Consider the following 23,710-nt stretch of genomic DNA (forward strand, 5'->3'; position numbering starts at 1 on the left):
TCTTATAATGATGCGTTATGTTAACCTTGAATGTATAGACTATTTAACAGGGCAGTTAAATTCCATAAGATATAGTTATGAATTTACATTGAAAATCCATAATTTATTTTATATATCCTCTTTGATATGTTAAAGAAAAAAGGGGAATTATAATGAGAATTTTTGATGCGCATTTTCATATTATCGATTTTAACTTTCCAATTATCGAAAACCAAGGATATTTGCCCCCCAGTTATGTTGTAGAAGATTATCAAAATACAACTTCTGATTTAAATGTATTAGGTGGAGCTATTGTATCAGGGTCATTCCAAGGATTTAACCAAGAATATTTATTAAAGGCACTTAAACAAGTGGGTTCAACATTTTGTGGTGTAACACAATTACCTTTTACAGTGACTGACAAAGAAATACTAAATTTAAATGAAAATGGGGTAAAAGCATTACGCTTTAATATTAAAAGAGGCGGTTCAGAAGATTTATCAAAGTTGGATTACTTTGCTAGAAGAGTTCATAATCTAGTAGGGTGGCATAGTGAGCTTTATATTGATGCCAAAGAGTTGCCCGAAATTGCATCAACTATTGAAAAATTACCAGCAATATCAATCGACCATTTAGGGTTATCTGAAGAAGGACTACCACATTTATTAAAGCTAGTTGATAAAGGGGTACATGTGAAAGCTACTGGTTTTGGTCGTGTAGATTTGAATGTTAAAAGTGCCTTAAAAACGATTTATGAAATTAATCCAGATGCTCTTATGTTTGGAACAGATTTACCATCTACAAGAGCAAAAAGATCTTTTGAGTATACAGATATTGAATTAATTCAACAACTATTTGATGAACAAGCTACTGATAAAATCTTATACACAAATGCTTTCAAATGGTATTTCAAGTAATTCAGCTTTTATTAGATTTAAAATGGTAAAAAAACAAATCAAACAACTTCCGAGAACGGTAATTATGTAAATAAGCTGTCCATATGGGCAGCTTATTGTATTTTTTTAGCGTGTTTTTTTCTAATTATCTAAACTTAGGAGTAAAAAACCTTATTTTGATAAGGGTTTTACACTGAAGACATGTAAACGTATTTGTCTTACAACGAGCCCCAACAGCATCATTCGTTGCCATAAAGGCAAACAATAACGCCTTAAGGTGTTCTAAAGAAGTAGATAGCATAAGTTTTATGCAAGCAAGGTTATTTAATGCCTTTACATTTGAGAAATTCGACAAAAGATGATAATAATTGTACATCTCTTGTTCTATAAAAATTATGGATAAAATATGGAATTTGAATTAATGACATACATTCGAAGACTTCTCCCAAACTTAATAAATTTATCTTTATGTAAAAAAACCCTCCACCAGTCAAGGTAGAGAGGTTGAAAAAAATCTTTTTCCATTTGATAATCGTGTGTCCTACACTTTGGTCTGCAGCTGGATCAACCATGATAACATTTGAAGTTGCTGTTAATGTCAGGATTTTTTATTGGATATCACTTTCGTATTTATAGCCTAGAACTGTTATTGAAGCAAGTTGGTCTGAGTCTTCTTGCCATGGATCCATTATCTTATTTACCCCCGTTAATGGTGGGTTAAGACCAGGATTATTGTTTTGCCAAATATGCCATAAACGATCAACCTCAGCATGATGTAACCAAAACATTGGATCAGTAGGGGAATAACTGAGGTCATCCATGATCCCCCCGATCCACTGATGCACCTGGTTATGGGCAGGAAGTTCTGTGCCATCTGATCTTACTCCATTTCCTTCTAACCCATACGTGAATTTTGTATACTTGTTAACCGTAAATCCAGACAGCTGATGATCAAAGCCATTAATGATGTAGTCGACATCACTAGAAGTAGGTTTTAGGCTTGAATCAGCATTCTTATATGTACGAGGAGGTACTGGATTACCACTTTCTGGATCAGTTGCAGGTAGAAAACCTTCTAACCAAGATGGAAAATCATCCACCCATCGCCAATACGGGATAGTAATGAGTGTAGTCGCTTGTGGACGTAATGAACGGTCGGCTTTTTGTAACTCTTTTTCAAATTCTAATAGAAAGCGTCTATGCCATGATAAAAATCTTAAGGCTCCCTTTGCACCCATGGAACCATGCTGATTGTGGGACATATCGGCATGGATTTCGGTTAAATTTTTATAAGTCCCATCTTGAATCAACTTATTAACTGCATTCTTAAATGCCTCAATTTCACTATCGTCCAGATTTTTCTGATTTTTACGAACAATTTGAATATTGGTATCGTCCATTACTACTCTATCTTCTTCTCTCTCAGCAGGGCTAGTGCTAGCAATAAGCGCTTCTAACTCATGGCCGATTTTTTCTGTATCTACTTTGATTTCCGAAAAGAGTTTACGATGTTGATGTTGTGTTGTTATCAATCCAAATCCTCCTTTATCATGTAGTGTATATAAGAACATTTAACGTCTATTAAAGTCCTTTTTTATTATTCGACATGCGAAGAAGGTTATCCATATTTCAGATATGTTTTTTTTTCCATCTCAGGGGTCACCATACATCGCTATCAAGCTAAGATTTCGAGACCCTCATCACCATTAACCTAAAGAGTAAAAATTCCCCATAAAGAAAATTCTATTCATTATTGACTACTGATAATAAGACATTATGTTAACTTAACATGAATACCATATGCACCAAAAATCACGTGATATATCACTTAATTATAATATCAAAATATAAAAGGGAGGTGTACAATAATGAATAAACTTTTAGGTTTCTTGTTTGTTGCGGTTGGCATGTGCTTCCTCATGTTAACTTTGACAATGAGCGTTCAGAATGTTGCATGGGCTGTAATGTTAGGAGTCAGCATTGTGTCTAATATAGTAGGGACAACCTTATTGTTCAGATACATTAAGGAGTATAACAAACAAGCATTTTAATTGTTTTTACATTGTTGAAAAAAGCAAACTCCTCTCCGTTCGGGGAGGAGTTTGCTTTTTTATTAAAAATTAACTTCCTATAACGCTAAACAAATGCTAGCGGTACCAGATGAACATCAAGTTAATGTTTTGAATTGTCCCTAAAACTAAATTTCGTTCTTAATTCTTCTAACTTTAGTGTTTGGGCGATCTAACGAACCTACAGCTGCCCATTCAATCCCATCAAATTCAAAAGAAAATCTCTTACTTATAATTTCTTTGAATTGCTTTTCAGAGGATTGTAATTCTCCATCCGAAATATCAGGTCTTTCCGCTACAAAATAAACACCATTCTCTCTAACTGCCACATGGTACCATGGTTTTGAATTTGGTATAACACTTAATAGTATATTTTCAAAAGCATATGGAGAAATATATTGTCCATTTTTAGGATTTACTATTTGGTCACCTGATCGGCCATATATTTGAATTCGTGGTAATGTTCTCCCGCATTCGCAAGGTGTTGTTTCAATCAAACCAATATCACCTGTTTCATAACGCATAAGTGGTGTAGCAACTTTCCCTAATGTACTTAAAACCACTTTCCCTGTTGTCCCATTTGGAACTCTTTCTCCATTATCATCAATTACTTCTAAATAAGCATTTCCAGCTGTTAAATGATAATGCCCTTGTTCACATGTATACCCTACACAACCAATTTCGGTGCTACCATAAAATTGTTTAACCTCTGCTCCCCAAGACTTTGCTATTAACTCCCGCATTCCTTGAGAAGCACCTTCTCCACCGATAACAACCTTTTTAATGCTTATAATATCATTTGGATAAGTTTCTTTATAAACTTCTGATAAATGATAGGAATAACTTGGTGTACTAAACAAAGTTGTTGGTCTAATATCATGAATCGCTTGGATTAAACGTTCCTGTGAACTATAAGGACCACCTTTACCAGCAGGAAGAATGGCAGCACCTTGTCTACGTACATCTCTATGTAATCCGGTACCTACAGTTGCCATTTCATAAGGTAATGCTATAAATACCAATTCATTAGTTTCAAATTTAAATAATCCACCTGGAGCATAGTAAGCACCATCACCATTTAGATCAGATAATGAATATGCAATATAAGTTGTAGGACCTCCAGTCGTCCCAGAACTCATATTAATTTGTTGCACCTCGTCCATACCAATTGCTAGAATATCTGATAATCTATTCTTAATTTCAAAAGGATATGTAAATGGTAGCTTTTCAAAATCGGCAAATGATTGTATATCAATATTACTATTCTCAAAACGGTCTTGATAAAAGTTAGATTTAGCAGCTTGTTTTACTGTTAATTTTAAAGATTCTAATGTGAAACTTTCTAGAGTTTCCTGATCCCAAAATTCAATAGTTTTCCCAGTATCCTCAATAATTTCTTTTATACGATTTTCAACAGTTAACCGAACATCTGTTAATTCATCAGTAACATGTAGCATTTTTTATGGCTCCTCTTTTTTAATTTAATAAAGATGAGGTACTGAATACCACATCTTTATTTGATTTTCACTCAATTAAATATTTTTACTGAATACTCGTTGACGAATTAGTGAGACAACGTGTTGAATATCTGTATCCATACGACGATCTTTTTCAACGAATGGAATATCTTTTCGAATTAAATCGTATACTTTACGCGTAGTAGAGCTCAATTTATCTACTCCACGTAAGTCTGCTGCTTGGCACAGTGCTAATAAATGGATTGCAGCTACATTTTGAACAATTTCTACAATAGTTCGTGCATCTCTTGCAGCCATAGTACCCATACTTACTTTATCTTGGTTATGAGCTTCAGTTGATCGAGAAAATACACTAGATGGATTTGATTGTTTTAACGCTTCTGCTGTAATAGATGAAATAACTAATTGCATTCCTTTAAATCCATGATTTAAACCTGCTTCATAATCGTCTTTAGAGACTACTTGAATTAGATTTGGAGTTAATCCATTATTAAATTTTTCATCGACAATTAGCTCAAATTGACGATCTAGTAAATCAGCAATATTAGCCACAGCTACTTTCAAAGAATCCATTGCTTGAGCGATATGACCACCATAGAAATTACCACCATTAAGTACATTACTTGTTTCAATATCAAATAGTGGGTTGTCATTAGAAGAATTAATTTCTATTTCAACCCATTTTTTAGCCCATTCTAAAGTATCATAAAGAACACCTGTAATATGGGGAGCACATCGAATTGAATATCTATCTTGAATTGGGACATCTAATTCTAAATATCCATTTTCAGCAATTGAGTCATTAGCACTTAAAATCTGTGAGTAGTCTCGGGAAAGCTTTGAATCAGATAAAAATGAGGAAATATTCCCTCCACTTTTCAATGAACCTAGATGTGGCTTTTCCTCAAAAATAAATTTATTAAAATGAGCCCGATTTCCTAAAAGAGCCTCAGAAGCCATTGCAGTACATAAGTCTGCAACAAACGCTAATTCTTCAGCATCTGAAATAGCTAATGTTGCAAATCCGGACATGAATGAAGTACCATTAATTAGCGCTAATCCTTCTTTTGCTTCAAGAATAACGGGTTCTAATCCCTCTTCTTGCAGTACCTCTTTTACATCCCTTACTTTCCCTTTGTAAAGAACATCACCTTCCCCTATTAATGCTGAAGCTATATAACTTAATGGCACTAAATCTCCACTAGCTCCTAGTGAACCACGTTCTGGGATGAGTGGTAATATTCCGCGATTTATATACTCGATTAATTGTTTTACAACAACCGGTCTTATACCTGAATTCCCTTTTGCTAAGCAATTCGCACGTACAAGCATGGTTGCTCTAGTTGTTTCTTCATTAGTAATAGGTCCAACCCCATTTAATTGAAAGTGCACCATATTCCTTTGTAATTCAATAGTTTTTTCAGGAGAAATTTGACGTTTACAGCTATCACCAAATCCAGTGGTAACCCCATATATAGGCTGTTTTGTTGAAATCAATGTTTCCTTTAATTCGTTGGAAGCAGCCATTTTCTTTTCAGCTTGATTAGACAAATATGTATTCTCTTGTTCCCTAGCCACTGCAACTACATCTTCAATTGTTACAGTATTACCATCCAGTGTTCTTGTTTGTGTTTGTGTTGAAAGCATTGTAAATTCCTCCATTAATAAGTATTTTTATATTATCTATTAATTACAATAGGTATTTCTAAACTTTGGCCTATAACTAATGAACTAAAATTATCGGCATAAATACTTTTATTTAAGTCATCCCCATTGCTATTATCTAAATATAATTGCTGCTTATCCTGAAATTCAGTGGTAAAGGGTTTTCGAATTTCTTCAAAATGTTTACCGACTAAACCACAATCTTGTGCCTCTTCACATAAACGGGCTAAAAGGGTACAATCTAGCAAAGCCATATTCATTCCTTGTCCTCCGTATACATGTACTGCATGTGCACTATCACCTACCAGAACTACATTTCTATTACTCCATTTTTCTGGTTTGGCGGAATAGAACGGTATACTCAATACGCTATCCCAAGTTTTTATAGTGGCTAAACATTCTTTTAATTCAGGTTCAAGATTAATTAATTCATTTATTAATGCATTCATAGATAATCCTTTTAAAACATCGAGTTCCTTTTTGCTTATTAGGTAAATTAGGTAAAGATAGTTATCCTTAAGAGGAATAGCAAATAACCTATTCTTCCCATGATATAATCTTATTTTTGCTGACCAATTAGTAGGTCTTTTAATTTTCATTATCACACTTACTTGATCAAATTCTTCAATTTCCGCCTGAATTCCGGCCATTTCTCTTGTTTTAGAAAATTTGCCATCACAAGCAAAAATCAGATCTGGTTTAATCACCTTTAATTCTCCAGAAAAATCGGCAACTACCTCATATTTATTCGTAGCCATTTCACGTAAATTTTGAATAGATGCATTTGGATATAAAACAATATTCTTTTCTAATGCTACTAAGGATAAGAGAGATTCTTGTAAATTCGCATTAGATATTCCTAATGCAAACGGGTGTTTTAAGTTCGCATTAGAAGAATACATTGCATCAAAAAGGGTTTTCTGACCACTGTATTCCACTACACCTAAAATTTTTTCAGATACATTTTCAAGTTTGTTAAGAATCCCCATATGTTCAAACAATTCCAATGTTTTAGGTTGTATTACTACTCCACCTTTGATAGTGCTGAAATCTTGATTACGCTCTAAAACAGCTACTCTTTTCCCTTGTTTACCAAGTAATAATGCTAGAGTTAAACCAACTGGGCTTCCACCAATAATACAATGATCCACCTCTAATATTTCCATTATCTGCCCCTTTCGATCCAGCTACACTAAGATAAAATCGTTAAATTTACTCTTTTAATATATTTCACACATGAACTTCATATATGAAGTTCATATATGAAATATCTCTGTAAAATAAGACCATTAAGCTAATTTACCTGGATAATAAGTTAACTTAATTTTACTCTTTTGGTTAAAACTCCCTAAAAAAGTTATAACACACGAATTCTTCTTTGTAAATAATAACATTTTAATATTTCGAAATTTCGAAGTTTAAAGACTATCTAAAAAATAATATACTTCAAGATACTTCCTTTTTCAAGAAAAAAATGGTATTCTGACATAAGAAATTTGTTAATTCACTCTTTTAATTAATTCAATATGACTATCCATAGAACTCTTTTTACATCATGGTTAAAATCCCTAATTTGATAGTAGAAACGGAGTTTTATTTGTGACAAAACAATCATTAGAACGTTCATTAAAAGCAAGGCATATTCATTTGATAGCCATTGGAGGGACAATTGGAACCGGAATTTTTATGGGAAGTTCTGATACAATTTCATTGGCCGGTCCAGCTGTCATATTCACATATATTTTAGCCGGATTACTTTTATTAGTTGTAATGGGCGCTTTAGCGGAGATGGCTACAGCATTCCCAAATGTTAGTATGCATTCATTAATTAGAATGGCATTTGGGAATCGAATTTCATTTATTGTAAGTTGGTTATACTGGATCAATTGGACACTAGTTACAATCGTTGAAGTTTTAGCTGCCGGCAGCTTTTTACGTTTTTGGTTTACTACTATACCACTATGGGCTCTAAGCTTATTGGTAGCCTGTATACTGATTGGAATTAACCTTATTAACGTTAAGTATTTCGGGGAGATAGAGTTTGGTTTTGCGAGTATAAAAATTATTACCTTAATTATCTTTATTATATTGGGTAGTTGCTTCATATTTGGAATCTTTTCAAATGATTCTTCCACTTCTGTTATGAACTTAACAAATAACGGAGGGATTTTCCCAAAAGGGCTTAATAGTGTTTTCTCTGCTCTTCTAATCGTTATATTTTCCTATGGTGGTTCTGAATTAATTGGTGTAACACTTACCGAAATGAAAGATGTTCGAAGTGTATTACCAGGAGTAATAAAGGGGCTTATTTTTAGGATCGTACTTTTTTATGCACTTCCAATTATCATTATTTGCGCGTTAATTCCATGGAATCAGATAGCTGGTCATGGAAGTCCTTTTGTGCATTTTTTCTCTTTACTAGGACTTAATAGCGCCGCTCACATAATGAATTTTGTTCTATTAACAGCAGTAGTTTCTGCAGCGAATTCTGGGTTATATGCGACTTCCAGATTACTTTTCTCACTCGCCCAAGACAATGAGGCCCCAAAGACATTAAGTAAATTAAATAAAAATGGGATCCCATTTTATGCCGTTATTACATGTGGGCTTTGCTTATTTATAGGTTCATTGCTTGCATACATCACACCAGATAAAGTAATTAGTTATTTAATGAGCGTACCTGGTGTTACAATTCTACTATTGTGGATGAGTATATGTTTGGCGCAAGTAAAATTAAGAAAAAGCTATAAAATAGAACCGGCCTTTAAGCTTTGGCTATTTCCTTACATTACAATCTTTACTTGTTTATGTTTGTCCGGTACATTTATTATGTTCTTAATAGATCCATCTAATCGAATTAATTCTCTTGTGAGTCTGTCTTTTGTCGCATTTGTAAGTGTTTGTTCTCTAATTAAACATAAAAACAACCAGGAATTAAAACACAATATTAGTACAATAGACTCTTCGAAGAAAAGAATACAGAATGAATCTCCACATTTATTAAAATAAAAGCAACAAGATAGATATTAAACAATAAAAAGGACTGAATAATGTTAAATACATAATTCAGTCCTTTTTATTGTTACTTTGAGATTTAAATTATAAAAGATAGTAAGCCTCTTCCTAATGAAAGAACTAAAATATAGATTTGTGGAGTATGTTTCTTTCGTACTATTTTACTTGTTCTTGTTTTTCATTCAGCGCTGAAGTAGGACTTTCCTTGATCAAATAATGAACTATTGGTAAGACTAGAAAGCTAGCAATTGCACATAATATCCCGATTGCTAAAAATGTTTTTCCATCAACAAGCAACCATGAAGCACCTGCTGATGCAAACATCATCCCAATATACATTGCAGAACTATTCAGTGCCATTACTGTTCCTCTAATTTTCGGGCTTAACTCTGATATTAACGCTGTTAACGATGATTGACCTAAACCAATAGACGCACTCCATAAAACGTGAACAATAATTGCAGGCACAGCATAATTCGTAAGTAGTGAAAAACTAATAACTCCTATTGCTGCAATCACGGCAGCGATTGATACGACGGATTTTTTACCAATTTTATCAGATAATTTACCACCAATTACATTACCGATAATACTACCGGCACCTGCAAGAAAAATTACTATCCCAATTTTTTCAACACTGTAATCAAAATTTTCTTTGTAATATACGCCTATGTATGAGAACATGCCTTGTAATCCAATTGTCCACAAGAACGTAGATAATAATGCGAAAAACACAGATGAATTTGTAAATGCTGTTTTAATAGCTGAAACCATTGCAACTGGTGCTGATACTGGTATTTGATTTGTGGCTGGTGTTTTAGGCAATGCACCAAGTGCAATAAATGTAACTAAAAGTGCTAATATTCCTATACCATAAAATGTCCACTGCCAATTACCAATAGAAGTTAAGAATGCGCCTATTGGTACACCTAACACAGTGGATCCAACCATTGCTCCCATTATCATCCCCATTGCCATTCCACGCATTTTATAAGGGATTTTATCTCCTATTAACGCAAAAATACTCGGCATAACCATTGCTCCTGATAATCCAGTTAAAGCACGGAATACTAAAATTGTACTGAAATCTTGTGTCAGCCCTGTACAAAAAGTACCTACTGAGAAAATAAACATTCCAGTTACAATCATTTGTTTTCGCCCAATTTTATCTGAAATCGGACCAAATAACGGTGCTGTTAGTCCGTAAAATAGAGCATAAGAGGTAATGAGCCATCCTCCTTTTTCAATGGGTGTTACGGTTGCCTTTGCAATATCAGGAATCAATGGTGATACTACTAAAGAATCCATTCCAATAAAAAATGCTACAATTGCCAGTATAAACAACATGGGTTTTATTCCTCTGTCATTCATGTTAATCTCTCCCCTTATTCAATAAATTTGTTTCATATATGAATCAAATAACCGAATTACTTCATATATGAAGTAATTACCTAAAAATGATTCGTATATGAAATATATTTTAAACAAAAATGTAACTAGTAGTTACATTTTTGTTTATCCCTTTTTAACATGTGATAAATGCTGCTTGTAGTCATTGAGAGTTTCAAATAAAGAACTAAACCCTTCCTCGTTAAAATAGGAAAAATTTTCTTCAAGAAATGTTTTGTATTGAATAGCCACCTTATCTTTGGTATCTTTTCCCTTTTCAGTTAAGTAGACTAGAGTTTCTCTTTGATCAGATGGATTTTTAGTGGTTGCTACAAAACCGTCTCTTTTCATTCTTTGAATCATAGTTGTCACATTACTAGGAGCACATCCAATTTTTTGCTTCAAATCCGACATAGAAGCCTTTTCCGTTTCAGATAATATTTGCATTACTCCAAATTGCACAGTGCTAATGTTGTACTGTTCTAATTCTGTTTCAAGGTTGTACTGTAATTGATGATAAACATCTCTAATAACACTGTATAACTCCCTTGCCGCTGTTTGCATAGAAAACACCCTTTCTTCAGAGAATGAAGTCTATACTAGACAATTTAGATATAAATAATGATATTTTTATGCCAAATACTACGCATGGGGTTTTATAAGTATCCTATATATCTTTTTATTTCTCTGAGACAAAAAATATATTTCATATATGAATTATATTCTTCATGTTTTAAAATGTCAATTCTCTAAATTTATATCTCCCGCTTTACACAACAAATTCAACAATAAAAAATGTATCTCACTTTAGAAAAAAAACGCCATACGGTGCCCCTGAAAATGGGTAGATAAGGTTTAGTTTTCCAATCTAAAGAAAATATGTATCATACCTCGAAAGTATATCATAATATTCAATATGCAAAATATGCAATATTTCATATCATTCCACCTACTCTGTTTTCATTTAATAAAATAGAATTCCTTATTTCTTTTTTGGATTGTATTTTATTAATTATATGGTACGTGAAATTATTAATAATTTCTTGGTTTTTGTTTCTTAACCTAAATATTTATATAGTATTTTATATAGATTCCATGTTAAAATATAAGTAGAAAATTTGTTACCATTGTTTATACTCTATTGTACGTAGCGTGAAGGACAAACCTTACGCCCAGTTAACTCGGGCGAGGTTTGTCCTTTTTTTATTTTAAGGAGGAATTTACTATGAAAAAAATCTACAAAATTGGAGCAATTGTCACTACGTTATGCGTTACTTGTATCGTTATCTTTACTTTAACTAAAAATGAATCTGTTAACCCAGAGACTGTAACACCAAACAAAACAATGGTGTCAGCTGCAGAAACAAAAGAATCACCCAAAAATATTAAAGATATTTCAAAAGAAGAATTAAAGCAAAAAATACAATCCCATGAAGAGTTTATTACGTATTACTATCAACCAACCTGCCATTATTGTAAAAAGGCTGCACCAGATATCAATAGTATGTCAAAAAAGCATGATAGAACCATCTATCGTATTGATATTTCTACACCAGAAAATCAAAGTGCCTTTCAAGAGTTCAACATTCCTGGCACTCCAGTTGTTGTAGCTTATAACAGAGGCGAAGAAATTGAACGCCTAGAAGGTGCAGTGTCAGCTGCCACATATGACGGATTTTTTGCGAGACGTAATTCGAGCGCTACTTAATATAGTGCTCGTTTTTCTTTGTAAGAAAGGGGAATTTACATGCAACAAAACGCTCGTATTCATTCTTTAGACATAACAAGGGGAATATCCATAATTTGTATCCTATTTGCTAATCTACCTACTATGACGGGACTAGATCCCTTTAATCAAGCCGGTTACTCTGGTACAGATAAATTGATTCGTTTTTTAATAGATTTGTTTATACAAGCAAAATTCTATACTATTTTTGCATTCTTATTTGGAGTAGGATTTTATATCTTTATAAAAAACGCGGAAGAAAAAGGCTATTCTATGTATAAACTGTTTAGCCGTAGATTGTGCATTTTGCTACTCTTTGGTTTACTCCACTTTATCTTTCTATGGTATGGAGATATTCTACACGCATATGCCTTAGCTGGTTTTATCCTATTGTTCTTTTATAAGCGATCTACAAAGCTTATTTTTATAGTTGGCTGCATCTCTCTACTTGTTAGCTATACACTACATGCTATTTTATTTATACAAGCAAGTTCTTCTATTTCCGTAGTACCAAGTTACTATCAATATATGTTTACAGGCAACACTACCAATCACACTGTAAATCTTTTTACACATTATTCACATCAAGTAAGAGCTCGTCTGTTCTTTTTAATGACCGAGGAATTTCAACAATTACTAATAGGAATTCCGGAATATATAGGCTTATTTTTAATTGGTTTATGGGCTGGTAAGAAAGATATTTTTAAAAAGGTACCGGAATTAATAAAGGAAATTAGATTTATCCAGTGGAGTTCGTTATGCATTTCATGCCTTCTCTCTTGTCCTATTATCTACTATTTTATAAATACGGATGTCTATTACTCTCAGGATATAAAACTATGGATTTTATTTGGAGGGAAAATGCTAGCTATATTCTATATTTGTACTCTACTTAGGGTTTGTGAGAATAAAAAATATATAGAGTGGCTGCAACCCTTTATGAACGTAGGCAAGTATGCTTTAACGAATTACATTAGCCAAAGTATACTAACCCTTGTCATTCTTTCGTTGTACTTCAAAGATGTCTCACAGGTATATTACTGGCAACTATGTATCTTCGGGATTTTAATTATCTTTGTGCAAATTATATTAAGCAAAATTTGGAGTAAATATTTCCGCTACGGTCCTATTGAATGGATATGGAGAAAAGGGATTTACAAAAAATAACTTATTTTTCACCAGTTACATGCAATTAACTAAAAAAATGATAAAATATCATATAAAAGATTAAAGATATATTTGTCGTTGTAAAATGATGTTATTAAAATTAAAGTGATTCTAGTCGGAGAAAGGCACCTTAGGGTGTCTTTTCCTTTGTACATAAAAAATCCTGGCCATCTTATGGAAATGGCAAGGATTTTTTATAGGCTACATATTATCCAATTCATTAGTTTTATTATAAACACATCTAGCTTCTCTAAAAAGGCTACCAGTGAACATAATGAGAAAGAATGATCGTTTCGTATATTTGGATTTACAGGTGGTTCATAGTCATAATTTACAATACTACCAACCATAAATATCCCTCCTATTACCAATGCCATAGCAACAGTTAAGAGTGTTTTTCCGTTAGGATCAGTAATAATGTCGTTTACAACTGCCTTTGCTTCTTCCTGAGTTTCGTTTTTTAGGGAGCATTTCTTTTTATTAGCTTGATAGCGATGTGGCGGTACCCCTATTATAGATACAAACATACACTAGTAGATTTATAGAAACGTTTATACTCATCAGGTATTTGTAATTTGGAGTATCGCCAGCAAACTACAAATACAACTAATCCCCCCAAAAAAATAACTCGTTTTCTGTCAAAGTTACCATTTTATTTTAGTTGGATTCAATTTATTAATGTATCCACGTGCTAACTGTTTTTCGTTACTGTCAAAGATACCAATATCACCGCTAAAATTCTCCCAATATTCGCCTAAATAGTCTTTGCTAGGTGAGCGTAAATCAACATATAATCCCATCGTTCCAAAACTTGCTACTTGTCGTGCCAATGAATCGCCAACTTCTTTTGCTTTTTCTTTCGTTGTTCCGACTGGCATAATGGCAACAATTCTTGTTAAACTATCTTTCGCTTCAATGTGAATATCTTGCGCTGGTGTCGTATATTTGATTCCATCTTTTATTGTTTGAACCCCTAATTGTGATAACTTGACATCTTTATTACGCGCACCCTGACCTTGCGCCAGCTTCAATTGTTCTGCTTTTTCTTGTGCTTGCACTTCATTTAACCCGCTATCTTTCTTTTCTTCTGCTTCTTGCTGTTTCTTAACTTCTTCCTGTTTTATCTTTTCTTCTGCTTCTTGCTGTTTCTTAACTTCTTCCTGTTTTATCTTTTCTTCTGCTTCTTGCTGTTTCTTAACTTCTTCCTGTTTCATCTTTTCTTCTGCTTCTTGCTGTTTCTTAGCTTCTTCCTGTTTCACCTTTTCTTCTGCTTCTTGCTGTTTCTTGGCCTCTTCCTGTTTCACCTTTTCTTCTTTTTTAGTTTCTATTTCTTGCTTTGCTTCCTGTTTATCTACTGCCTTAGCTTCTTGCTTTCCATTTACCTTTGTTGGTTCCGGGTCAATCATAGCTGATACGAACCATAAAACCCATGTTGCACAAAAGAATAAAGTGGCTTTCTTGAATTTCGGTTTATTCTTGAACCCTTTCACGAAAAATACGATTGAAGTAATTAATGATATTAAAGCAATTAAATTTAAAAATGCTGACATATGTATTCCCTCCAAGTTGTTTTTTACATTCCACTTTTGCTTAATACTTTATTCATTTGAGCTTCATTTACTTTTGTTCCCTGGCTGTTTGGTGTATCTACACTGTGATAGTTATACTTTGTGCTTTATCCAAAATTAAAAGTCAAATTTTTTCGTTCTTTGCAAATTGAATTTTTCTCAACACCTTCTGACTTAAAGATATTTGTAATCATATATTCATTAGTTGATAAATCTTTAAGATAGTTTTTTATTCGTTATAGATGTCAATGAAAAATTGCGCGATTTTGTCTTCCATTTCATCAAGAAATCTGAAGCATAACAATAATAAAGTTCATACTAGCATGAACAAAAAATGATACTAGTAACCTATTAGTACGCACATATACTACAGCAAGTACAAGTCCAATTAGAAAATATCCAAATATAAATGGAAAGTCAAAATGTATAATAGAAAAGAAAAATGAGCTTATTAGTATACCCCAGGTTTGTTTAAACCTTCGAGTTAAGATATTTATGGCCGCATAACGAAAAACAAACTCTTCTACTAAAGGTGCAAGAAGAACAATTGAAATAAGTGCCACAGGGGATATTGCTGCAGCAGAAACTGTACTAGACGTATTTGCTGATTGTGTAGTTAACTGAAATAAACTCTTATCTAGCAAACTACCAACCATCTGCGCAACAAATACTAATATAATCCCAACTAAAATCCATACGAATGAATTTCTTGATAATTTAGTCGATAACTTTGGATCACTTATTAATTCTTTACTATATATAAGAAAAATGATTATTAACGTAAGTGAAAATCCAATTAGTTCCCAATGCACTAGAAGTTGTTGGATTGCTTGCTGTTGGTTTCCTTGAATATCATACCAGCCTGTCTTCGCTAGCAATTGTACACCTATTATACCCACAAATTGTGTCATTATAAAATAAATCAAAATGATGAAACCCGATTTATATCTAGTATCACTATTCATATTCTTATTTACATCCTCCACTTTCTTTATCTTTTCGATATTGCTCATTACAATAACACTTGGAAATTATTAAATATGTCCCTTTCTCCTATCATACTTTAAATTATATATATATCAATTTAGCAATTATAATTCCATTCATATGTATCAAACCTCATGCAGCCTGCAAATACTTTAACCCAATCTCTAACGCACCTGTTCCTCCAAAACCCTGATTAAATAAAAGTGGGACATCATACTTCTTTGCGTATTCTTTTGCTACATCAATAGACACATGACCACATGCACCTTTCTGCACTACAATAACATCACATTTTTTTATAACACTACGAAAGGTTTTCTTTACACCACCATGATTTTTTCCATCGTGAAAAATTACCTGACAATCTCTTTTTTTCGCTAACTTCTCTAATGTTCTACCATTTGAACCACCTAAAACTAGAATTGTACTCATTTCCATTCACTCTCCACATCTTTATTTTTTTTATATGTACTTGGTGATACTAATAATACAATTGTACAGATGACAATATTCAGGAATACCACACCCACTATTAATACAATTGCGAAGACTGGTAACAATAGCATGAAAATAAAACCACTTACAAGCAAGCAGATGAATATAAATCCATTGCTCATGTCTTCATAACCATCTAATCCTGTTACAATATCTAAACTGTGCATCCAAACTGTGATACTATCCCAATTTGTGATCAACAGGTATCCACTACCTATTAATAAAGCCCATCCAAATAATGTCCCTAAAAATCCCGAACCTCTTCCAGATGAATATCCTGCAAAATAGTTTGCTGCTGTTCCAAATAATAATCTCATTCTTTTTACCTCCGCATCTATACCATTTCACTAATATATATAAATTCCATTTAACCATAACTTTATTATATCAGAAAATTGTGAATATTCAATATTTTTAGGTGCTCTTTATATTTTTTAATAAGGGTTGTGATTTTTATTCACAACCCTTATCTTTCAGTTAATCCACAGGTACTTCTTCTTGTCCATGTGGTATTTGTTCAATTGGTGTTACAATTTGTGCATACTGATTTACCTGAATTTTAAATTGTCGTGGTTCCAAGAAGTTTACCTGTTGTATTAAAACCTCTATATGAAATGTATCTACTTTTTTCCCACGGTCAATTTTGGTAATACGTGCATTGTAAAACTTATCCCCATTTAGGAAATATCTTTGAACAGCTTCTGTAGCAAGCATACGTTCATTACTTGTCATTTTCATTGGCTCAATACCAAATCCAGCATTTGTAAATAAATACGGTACATCATAACTACCATTAGAAATTTTTCGTAGTAAATCCTCAACTGTTTTTGTTTTCGCAATATATTCTTCTTCTTTTGTATCAAACCCCTTTGGTTTATCTCCTAATATCTCGATTTCATCTTGATTTACTTGTTCTTCCTCTTGCACTTGTGATTTCATCATATAATCATGAATAGTATTATAAGCAGCAACACCTGCCACTAGTACGATAATCCCTAATATGACCAAGTACTTACGAGGCATATTGGATAAAATGTTGATTATTTTCTTCATCTACTCTCGTCCCTTATCAGTCTATTACATTACGGATTTGCGACATATGTTGTCCTCTTGCCGTATAGTTTAGACCTGTAATTTGTACACCCTTATTATCACCAATATGAATCATTTTCTGATTCCCTAAATAAATAGATACATGGTTAGGATTTTCATAGAAAATTAAATCTCCTGGTTGTGCACGACCGATATCTGGCACCTGTTTTCCTTGTCCAATTTGAGCACCTGTCCAATCTCCTAGCTGAACACCTATACTGGTTTTAAACACATATTGTGTGAATCCAGAACAATCTGCACTACCTGCAGCTGGATTTCTAGCACCGGATACATAGCTCACTTTCCCTTGTCCAACCCATTTTTTTGCTTCTTCCAATACCTTTTGTCGTTTAGCATTTGTCATTGTAGGAGCACCACCAGATGATAGACCTGGATCATCATTTTTCTTAAAGAATTTCATTGGATCCGTTGGTTGGTCGTTAATACGAATTTGGAAATCTAAATGGACAGCATATCCATTCATATTAAGTAAACCAGTTTTTTTACTATAATTAGAACCGCCCATCTCCCCGATTATTTGTCCTTTTGTTACCATGGTTCCTGGTGCAACTAATATTTTACTTAAGTGTAAGTAACGGGATACAATACCATTTCCATGGTCTACATAAACACCTAGACCACCACCATTTACATTTCCTGTTTGGGCTGTTACAATACCTACTTCCATCGACCATACTGGGTCTCCAGCTTTTCCGGTGGTCATAGCCCCAATATCTACAGCATTATGTTGTATTCCCTTACGAACTGCATCAAATGTATCTGTAATACGACCACTTTTCGTTGGCCATTTCCAACCTTTATCAGAAATCCATTCGCCAGATGCATCTGCCACACAACCTAAATCTTTGTAATACTTTAAAACTTTAGAAACGTACGTGTAATCCCCGTAGCACGCGTTAACCTTTGTCCTGAAGTTATTTGGATCGGAGCAACCAGCTGGGTTTAAATGATTCTTACTTCTTGAGAACTCAATGGCTGTTTCTTCTGAATAACCACCCTTCGCTAATGCATAGCTAATGAATCCTGACCCGAAATTATAAGATTGTAAGGCTAGGGCTATATCTCCATTCGCCTTTGCTAACACATCTTTAAATTCTTGTACGCCTGCTTCAATAGAAATGTTGGGATCTTTAATACATCCTACACGTGCATTCCCCTTTACACCTATACAAGATGGGCTCATGTCTCCATAATGCCCCTCTGAAGCCTGCATCGGGTCATTTCCTGATCCACCTGATTCCTGCATCATTTGGGCAGCCAAAATACCAACATATTGAGCAACACCATGTTTTTCTGCCATTTCTTTAATTTTAGGAAGGTATCCTGTAACTTTTGCATTAAGGTTAACAGGCTCTCCACCAGGACTCACATTACCTACACACATACCACCAATAAATCCACCAGTAGTAGGAGCAAGATGACCATATAGCCCTTCTAACATCCCTGCGGCTAATATCTCACGAGCACGATCTTTTTGGCTCTCACTAAATTTTGCAAGTTCCATCGCTTTCTCTAAACCATGAGAAGATACTGTTACCTTTTTACTTCCGCTTGCATTAATTTCATCTATTTTTTTCTTAAAATCTGTATCTCCCAATATCTTTTTTACATCTGGTCCGGAATAACTTTCAGATTTGGTTTTTTGCATCTCCTTTTTCTTTTTTTCACAAGGACCATTCGGCCCTGCCTCACATACCTCTTTTTCCGTATATTCTTCATATTGGATATCCAAGAAATATGATATAGCATCGTGAGGATCTTTTCCAGTCAAATCATTATCATACCGCGCCATGTCAAAAGCGACGACCTCTTTCCAGTCTACGTTTAACGCCATTGAAATTTCCATATACTTTTTCACTTGTTCTTCTGTTTTACTTTCATCATCGGTAAATGGTACAAAAGATGCCAGAATAACACATACAGTAATAATAAGAGCCATAATGAGAGCAACAGGTAATCCTACTGCTCCCACGATAGCTCCGACAATTTTTACTATACCAGCTCTTAGCAGTTTGGCAGCAGCTTTCGCTGCCGCTCTTCCTGCTTTCCCTGCCATTTTTGCCATTTTCCCGCTTGCCTGCATCCCCTTTTTCTTAATAAAGTGAGATGTTGCATCTTTTAAAGGGTTACTTTTCTTCTGATTATTTGGATCGTTAGGATTTTGACTCATAGACTTGTCACTCCATACTTTCCATTTTCATTATTTCTTCTTCTTCGCTGCGCTAAGCGAGGGTTTGGCGCAAATGGAATCAGGTTTTGTGGGTCATGTTCTGATAAATTCAAATGTGTCTCTGTACGTACAACTTCGTCCTGTGTATGAGTTACTAGGGTTTCTTCTCTCGGTTTAATACTGCTATCTTGCACTTCACAAACCCTTTCAATCCTTTGGTTTGCTTGCAATCGCGTATCTCCTTTTCCGAACGGAGAAATACGTGACACTGTACCATCTGTTGTGGTAGCAACCATATAACTACGATCTCTTTCTACCACCATTTGCACATTCTGGTATCCCCCTTGGTCTAAATCAGACATATAGAAGTGACCATTGTCTACCTTATGATTTACTGTAAGTGGCGGTTCAGTAAATACTGGTTTCTGTTGTAAAGGTCTTTGATTTTGATTTCCTACTAATTGATTTGGGTTAATATTGATAGAACGATTGATACTAATTTTCCCGCCACTAGAATCTTGAATATACGCTGGCATAGCTTTCATACCATTACGATGCTGTGTTAATTGACCGTCTGAAATATTTAAATCTTGATATACCACTTGTCCGGAACGAATACTACTATCTCCACTACCATAACGAGATACAACTTGTGTCATTCCACTGGAATCTTTCGCTTCAATCCATGATTTATTATTTGTCGTAACAAGACGTACTGCACCTTGAGCAACTGATTGTCTTCCAGTAGCATCCGTTGTTGTTGGTACCATTTTAAGTATCTCTTGAATTTCTGTTGCCTCTGTTTGGACAGCTTTGTTATACGGATTATGTTTGCCTACCATACGTGCAGTCGCTTGATAAGCACCTACACCACCAATAACACCTGCTGCATAGCTTAATCCTTTTGTCACACTGTAATGGCGTTCTGCTGAGTTACCTCCTAACGAAGTATGAACGGCAGCTGCAGTTCCACTCATCACTCTTTGTACTGCATTTCCACCAGCCTGCTGAACAGCACTAGACGCATTAAGGTATGCTTGTGATACATTTTCCATACCTTTTGTATGCACGAGATGTTTGGCACCTTCCATCATACTTACACCAACCATCTTACTTTGCTGTGTCATACGTCCCACTGCTGAAGTTGGAATCGTCATTTTCCCAGCACTTTGCGAAATATTTGCTACACTAGCTGATGCATCCGCATATGAGCGTTCAATTTCAGAAACAGACAGATTTCCTGCACGTGCCATACTCGCTTGCGTCTGCGTAGCTGCAAACACAGCTTTATTGATTGCACCACCTGTCGCAACACCGTGTGAACGAACACCTTGAATCGCACTAGTAATTCCAGAACCTACTTGTTGACTCACTGTTCCAAGACTAGCATGACTTTGTAAACCTTTCGTCAATTGCGAAGCAAAGGCACCTTTATTAATATACGATTGATTATGTAGACTCTTACCACTCGTATCTTTTGCCTGTACGGGCATTGCTCCCGCTTGTACCGCCGCTTGCTGAGCAACTGCTTTAAATTCATTACCTTTATCATTCAAGTGAGACTGCCAAGCTTCTACTTTTTGCGTTTGAGACATAGTTGGAGACAAGTTTTTCATAAAGTTTGCTTTGTTCTCCGCTGCATATCCTTGTTTAAAAGATTCTGTAGATGCTTGTACTAAGTTCCCGACATTACTTACACCTTTTTGTTTCTGGTTTCCATATCCATTTGCTAAACTATGTGTTTTTACACCATTTACTGCTTTTTGAATGCCAGATACACTAGATACACCCATTGCATTTATATTTGGATTGCTCTGTAATTGATGTGATAACTGAGAAGCAAAGGCATCTTTATTAGCAAAGCTAGTCCCATCTTGTTGTTGCATAATCCCAGCTTGTTCGGCAGCTTTCTGTGCATGATTTTTAAATCCTTGCACTTTTTGACTCAAGTGTTTGTTCCATGCAGCCTCTTTTTCTTGTTGTGGTACATCTGCAGGGAATTGCTTCATGAATCCAGCCTTATGATCTGCACTATATGCCTTTTTAAATGCAGCAGTAGACGCACCCACAAGTGAGTCTACTTGTCCCATATTTTGATGGCCACTCTCTAGTGTTTCTCCTTTTACCCCTTCAACTACTTTTCCAACTTTTCCAAGTGCAAGTTGAGAAGCAAAAGCATCTTTATTCACATAGGACTTATCAAACAGGTTGTTCCCTTTCTTATCTTTCGCATCAACTGGCATTGCACCAGCTTTTGTTGCAACCTGTTCTACATGGCTTCTAAATCCTTGTACTTTTGAGTTCAGATGGTCATTCCATTTTTTCTCTTTCTCTTCCGCTGACATATTTTCTGGTAATTGACTCATAAATGTATCTTTATGGTCTGCCTCATATCCCTTTTGGAATGCATTAGTCGCAGCGTTGACTAAATCTCTGGCGTTTCCATATGGTGTAGCATTTTTCTTCATATTTTGTAAATCTTGTTTCCGCTGATTTTTGAAATGAGACATTTGATCACTATTTGTTTTCGCTACTTTTTTTGCAATCTCTGCATCGGATGCACCAGGAAATGCTTGTTTTAAACGACTCGCAACTGCAGAATCAGGATTATCAGCTTTCCAATTTTCAAAATCTTTAGTGGCTAAATCTTGTGCAATATCTTCATCTGTTAACTCTGGATATTGTTCCCCATTTAACCCTTTATACGTGTCTGTACCTTTCTTCACACTGGAACCAATATGCTTCCCAGCACTAGCAACTCCTTCAAGTCCAGCTGCTAATGTTCTTCCTGCTACAGCACCAGGAACTCCACCTGCTTTACTTCCAGCAAATGTTCCTACTGCCATTCCTTCTGGTCCAAGTCCCGCGCCCATTGCTAATCCTGCGAGTCCGCCCGTTGCTTTTCCAACCATGCTTCCAATTTGACCTGCTTTTAACATACGAGCTGCACGAGATGTTGTACCTACATCTGTCCCTAAATTGGCTCCCAACGCATTTTTAGGATTATCAGCATCTTCTTTTTTATCTTCCTCGCCTTCTTTATTAGCTTTTGCCTTCTCTTTATTACTACGATGGTCATCACGTATTCCTTTAACGATGCCCGCCATACTTGCTAAGGCACCCATTCCAAGCATCGTGCCTGCTCGATTTACTGCTCCCACCGTATTTGTACTTAAACCAATGAACCCTTTTACAATTTCGCCTATAGGAATAAACATAGCAAATAAGATTAATTTAATAATGGTATTATCTGCTTTGCCTACTAGTACAAAAATCAACCATATAGTAATCGCATGGATACCTTGGATGAGTACTGTACCAACAAATTCACGCATCCAATATAGCGTTTGTTGTTTCTTTTGCGGGAATAACCACATACCAACCATAATCGGTCCCATTAACATCAAAATATAAATAGATACTGCCCGCATTAAATAGAAGAAGTTTGCCCAAAGTGATAATCCAACTTCAATCAACATCGCAAAAATTTGAAATAAATAGTCATCCTTATTATTATCCATTGTCAAATTTGCAATGGTCTGACCTGGTTTAAAAATATCTAGTGAATGTTCTCCTATCGCTCTTTTAAACTCCGATGTTACCCAAGTATTAATATCAATTACAAAGTTATAAAAGAAATCTAAATGCCAAATACAAATAGAAACAATCATTAAATCTTTCGCATATTCAATGATATATGTTCGATTCGTTGGATTAATGGCAGCTGCTGAATACTTTGCACCAGCAATTACAGCACTGACTAAGACTAAAAAGGCTGCAAATTTAAACATGACTGGTAATCCCGAACTCAATACATTCCCAACTGTGTCTTCTTTAAATAAAAAATTTAATTTTGTACTGTTCCCACCAAAAATTAAATCGGGGATAGAATCAATTAATTTATAGATAGGAGAAAGGAAGGTCTTAACCATAGAAACGATTAAGCCGCCAACCCATCCGATTATCTTATCAAGCATAATTTCACCTTCCCTA

Annotated in this window: 17 protein-coding genes and 1 pseudogene; 4 read left to right on the forward strand and 14 right to left on the reverse strand. The window is 34.7% G+C overall.

All coding sequences use genetic code 11. The features are described 5' to 3' along the window. The first annotated feature begins 152 nt into the window (after positions 1–152). Positions 153–896 carry an amidohydrolase family protein gene (locus H6481_RS20660; RefSeq protein ID WP_182813026.1) on the forward strand — a complete coding sequence of 248 codons (744 nt, stop codon included), beginning with the start codon at positions 153–155 and terminating at the stop codon, positions 894–896. Positions 897–1,483: 587 nt separating this feature from the next. Here the strand turns inward: H6481_RS20660 and H6481_RS20665 are convergent. The 4 genes from H6481_RS20665 to H6481_RS20680 all read right to left on the reverse strand — a co-directional run bounded on the left by H6481_RS20665 (position 1,484) and on the right by H6481_RS20680 (position 7,253). Then, positions 1,484–2,407, reverse strand: a complete 924-nt coding sequence (locus H6481_RS20665) for a tyrosinase family protein (protein ID WP_182813028.1) — start codon at positions 2,405–2,407, stop codon at positions 1,484–1,486. A gap of 665 nt (positions 2,408–3,072) precedes the next feature. Beyond that, positions 3,073–4,401, reverse strand: a complete 1,329-nt coding sequence (locus H6481_RS20670) for an AMP-binding protein (protein ID WP_182813031.1) — start codon at positions 4,399–4,401, stop codon at positions 3,073–3,075. Between the two features lie 75 nt (positions 4,402–4,476). Next, positions 4,477–6,069, reverse strand: a complete 1,593-nt coding sequence (locus H6481_RS20675) for an aromatic amino acid ammonia-lyase (RefSeq protein WP_259347384.1) — start codon at positions 6,067–6,069, stop codon at positions 4,477–4,479. A 32-nt stretch (positions 6,070–6,101) separates the two neighbouring features. Next, positions 6,102–7,253 carry an NAD(P)/FAD-dependent oxidoreductase gene (locus H6481_RS20680; RefSeq protein WP_182813035.1) on the reverse strand — a complete coding sequence of 384 codons (1,152 nt, stop codon included), beginning with the start codon at positions 7,251–7,253 and terminating at the stop codon, positions 6,102–6,104. A 433-nt stretch (positions 7,254–7,686) separates the two neighbouring features. Between H6481_RS20680 and H6481_RS20685 the strand changes: the two genes are divergently transcribed. Next, positions 7,687–9,096 carry an amino acid permease gene (locus H6481_RS20685; protein ID WP_182813037.1) on the forward strand — a complete coding sequence of 470 codons (1,410 nt, stop codon included), beginning with the start codon at positions 7,687–7,689 and terminating at the stop codon, positions 9,094–9,096. Positions 9,097–9,258: 162 nt separating this feature from the next. On the opposite strand, the gene H6481_RS20690 is transcribed toward H6481_RS20685, so the two are convergent. After that, positions 9,259–10,473, reverse strand: a complete 1,215-nt coding sequence (locus H6481_RS20690) for an MFS transporter (protein ID WP_182813039.1) — start codon at positions 10,471–10,473, stop codon at positions 9,259–9,261. 144 nt (positions 10,474–10,617) lie between these two features. Then, on the reverse strand, positions 10,618–11,055 hold the full coding sequence (locus H6481_RS20695) for a MarR family transcriptional regulator (RefSeq protein ID WP_074603209.1): 438 nt from the start codon (positions 11,053–11,055) through the stop codon (positions 10,618–10,620). 661 nt (positions 11,056–11,716) lie between these two features. Between H6481_RS20695 and H6481_RS20700 the strand changes: the two genes are divergently transcribed. Together H6481_RS20700 and H6481_RS20705 are read left to right on the forward strand one after the other, a co-directional pair. Then, entirely contained in the window at positions 11,717–12,199 is a 483-nt protein-coding gene (locus H6481_RS20700) for a thioredoxin family protein (RefSeq protein WP_182813040.1), read from the forward strand. Between the two features lie 39 nt (positions 12,200–12,238). Next, the gene (locus H6481_RS20705; protein ID WP_182813042.1) at positions 12,239–13,384 is read left to right on the forward strand and encodes a DUF418 domain-containing protein; all 1,146 of its coding nucleotides are present in this window, start codon (positions 12,239–12,241) and stop codon (positions 13,382–13,384) included. A 201-nt stretch (positions 13,385–13,585) separates the two neighbouring features. Here the strand turns inward: H6481_RS20705 and H6481_RS20710 are convergent. The 8 genes and pseudogenes from H6481_RS20710 to H6481_RS20745 all read right to left on the reverse strand — a co-directional run bounded on the left by H6481_RS20710 (position 13,586) and on the right by H6481_RS20745 (position 23,694). Beyond that, positions 13,586–13,899 (reverse strand): annotated as a pseudogene (locus H6481_RS20710) (hypothetical protein). A gap of 129 nt (positions 13,900–14,028) precedes the next feature. Next, positions 14,029–14,934: a multimodular transpeptidase-transglycosylase / penicillin-binding protein 1A/1B gene (locus H6481_RS20715; RefSeq protein WP_182813044.1), complete on the reverse strand. Its 906-nt coding sequence runs from the start codon at positions 14,932–14,934 to the stop codon at positions 14,029–14,031. 299 nt (positions 14,935–15,233) lie between these two features. Further along, the gene (locus H6481_RS20720) at positions 15,234–15,917 is read right to left on the reverse strand and encodes a type II CAAX endopeptidase family protein (protein ID WP_182813091.1); all 684 of its coding nucleotides are present in this window, start codon (positions 15,915–15,917) and stop codon (positions 15,234–15,236) included. Positions 15,918–16,071: 154 nt separating this feature from the next. Continuing rightward, positions 16,072–16,377 carry a DUF2325 domain-containing protein gene (locus tag H6481_RS20725; protein ID WP_062821598.1) on the reverse strand — a complete coding sequence of 102 codons (306 nt, stop codon included), beginning with the start codon at positions 16,375–16,377 and terminating at the stop codon, positions 16,072–16,074. Next, positions 16,368–16,751 (reverse strand): hypothetical protein, encoded by a 384-nt coding sequence (locus tag H6481_RS20730; protein ID WP_182813046.1) that lies wholly within the window; start codon positions 16,749–16,751, stop codon positions 16,368–16,370. Before H6481_RS20730 ends, H6481_RS20725 begins: the two co-directional genes overlap by 10 nt. 160 nt (positions 16,752–16,911) lie before the next feature. Continuing rightward, positions 16,912–17,487, reverse strand: a complete 576-nt coding sequence (locus H6481_RS20735) for a hypothetical protein (RefSeq protein WP_182813048.1) — start codon at positions 17,485–17,487, stop codon at positions 16,912–16,914. Between the two features lie 16 nt (positions 17,488–17,503). Continuing rightward, entirely contained in the window at positions 17,504–19,717 is a 2,214-nt protein-coding gene (locus H6481_RS20740; protein ID WP_182813050.1) for a lysozyme family protein, read from the reverse strand. Next, entirely contained in the window at positions 19,714–23,694 is a 3,981-nt protein-coding gene (locus tag H6481_RS20745; protein ID WP_182813052.1) for a hypothetical protein, read from the reverse strand. The genes H6481_RS20740 and H6481_RS20745 overlap by 4 nt, the downstream gene beginning before the upstream one ends. Positions 23,695–23,710: the final 16 nt, after the last annotated feature.

The organism is Bacillus sp. ME78 (assembly GCF_903970865.1).
Classification (GTDB): Bacteria; Bacillota; Bacilli; order Bacillales; family Bacillaceae_G; genus Bacillus_A; species Bacillus_A cereus.

Excerpts from the sequence above, each read along its gene's own strand:
- H6481_RS20705 (WP_182813042.1), top strand. The coding sequence starts at position 12,239 with ATGCAACAAAACGCTCGTATTCATTCTTTAGACATAACAAGGGGAATA.
- H6481_RS20680 (WP_182813035.1), bottom strand. The coding sequence starts at position 7,253 with ATGGAAATATTAGAGGTGGATCATTGTATTATTGGTGGAAGCCCAGTT.
- H6481_RS20670 (WP_182813031.1), bottom strand. The coding sequence starts at position 4,401 with ATGCTACATGTTACTGATGAATTAACAGATGTTCGGTTAACTGTTGAA.
- H6481_RS20725 (WP_062821598.1), bottom strand. The coding sequence starts at position 16,377 with ATGGAAATGAGTACAATTCTAGTTTTAGGTGGTTCAAATGGTAGAACA.
- H6481_RS20745 (WP_182813052.1), bottom strand. The coding sequence starts at position 23,694 with ATGCTTGATAAGATAATCGGATGGGTTGGCGGCTTAATCGTTTCTATG.
- H6481_RS20675 (WP_259347384.1), bottom strand. The coding sequence starts at position 6,069 with ATGCTTTCAACACAAACACAAACAAGAACACTGGATGGTAATACTGTA.
- H6481_RS20720 (WP_182813091.1), bottom strand. The coding sequence starts at position 15,917 with ATGAATAGTGATACTAGATATAAATCGGGTTTCATCATTTTGATTTAT.
- H6481_RS20730 (WP_182813046.1), bottom strand. The coding sequence starts at position 16,751 with ATGAGATTATTATTTGGAACAGCAGCAAACTATTTTGCAGGATATTCA.
- H6481_RS20735 (WP_182813048.1), bottom strand. The coding sequence starts at position 17,487 with ATGAAGAAAATAATCAACATTTTATCCAATATGCCTCGTAAGTACTTG.
- H6481_RS20715 (WP_182813044.1), bottom strand. The coding sequence starts at position 14,934 with ATGTCAGCATTTTTAAATTTAATTGCTTTAATATCATTAATTACTTCA.
- H6481_RS20660 (WP_182813026.1), top strand. The coding sequence starts at position 153 with ATGAGAATTTTTGATGCGCATTTTCATATTATCGATTTTAACTTTCCA.
- H6481_RS20740 (WP_182813050.1), bottom strand. The coding sequence starts at position 19,717 with ATGAGTCAAAATCCTAACGATCCAAATAATCAGAAGAAAAGTAACCCT.
- H6481_RS20690 (WP_182813039.1), bottom strand. The coding sequence starts at position 10,473 with ATGAATGACAGAGGAATAAAACCCATGTTGTTTATACTGGCAATTGTA.
- H6481_RS20700 (WP_182813040.1), top strand. The coding sequence starts at position 11,717 with ATGAAAAAAATCTACAAAATTGGAGCAATTGTCACTACGTTATGCGTT.
- H6481_RS20695 (WP_074603209.1), bottom strand. The coding sequence starts at position 11,055 with ATGCAAACAGCGGCAAGGGAGTTATACAGTGTTATTAGAGATGTTTAT.